Source organism: Kitasatospora sp. NPDC059817, from assembly GCF_042731835.1.
Classification (GTDB): domain Bacteria; phylum Actinomycetota; class Actinomycetes; order Streptomycetales; family Streptomycetaceae; genus Kitasatospora.
Window position 1 is genome coordinate 5,701 of sequence record NZ_JBHWIR010000283.1, and the last position, 723, is coordinate 6,423.

General features: G+C 78.8%; 1 protein-coding gene. It reads right to left on the reverse strand.

The features are described 5' to 3' along the window. Nucleotides 1–193 precede the first annotated feature (193 nt). Complete coding sequence (locus tag ACFV61_RS33330) at nucleotides 194–676, reverse strand: hypothetical protein (RefSeq protein WP_380495780.1); 483 nt, start codon at nucleotides 674–676, stop codon at nucleotides 194–196. Nucleotides 677–723: the final 47 nt, after the last annotated feature.

Genomic DNA, 723 nt, shown 5'->3' on the forward strand with positions numbered 1-723 from the left:
CCGGGGCTCCAACCCCGCCCCGCCAGACCCCCCGCGGGGGGGCCCGCTGGCCCCCCCGGCCCCCGACGCCGCCGGCCGCCCCGGCGGCCCGCCCCCCCGCCCCGGCCGGGCCCCCCCCCCTCGGGCGTGCCCGACGGCCGGGGCTCAGCCCAGCGGCCCCGACAGCCGGGGCTCCGCCCAGCGGCCCCGACAGCTAACGCAGCACGACCCGCCAACCGTCGCCGCCGTCGCGGCCGCCGGGCCGGAGCACCAGCTCCTTCACCTGCCCGGTGTCGTGGAAGGTCAGCACCACGGTCTGCCGCTCGGCAGGGTCGTCCTGGAAGTCGGCCGTGACGGCCCCCTGGGCGCCCCGTCCGTACTCGCGGACCCAGGCCGCCGAAGCGTCCCCGCTGTCCCCGCCGTCCCCGCCGTCCCCGCCGTCCGAGGTGCCGAGCTCCGCCAGCCGCCCCTCGGCCCCTTCGGCGAGCCGCCACACCAGCTGCTGGACCACGCCGAGCGTGCCGGTGGACGGGTACCCCGTCACCCGCAGGTGCGGATGGGCGGCGTAGTCGGCCTTGTACGCCAGCTCGGCCTCCGAGGCCCCGCCGGAGCACCCGGTGAGCAGCGCGACCGCGAGGCCCGCCGCAGGCAGACCTGCGGCGCGGCGGGCGGTCCGAAATCCAGACAAGATCATCATCAGGGAGAATCATGCGCGAAGGGCGGGCACCCGGAAAACCCGGGTGC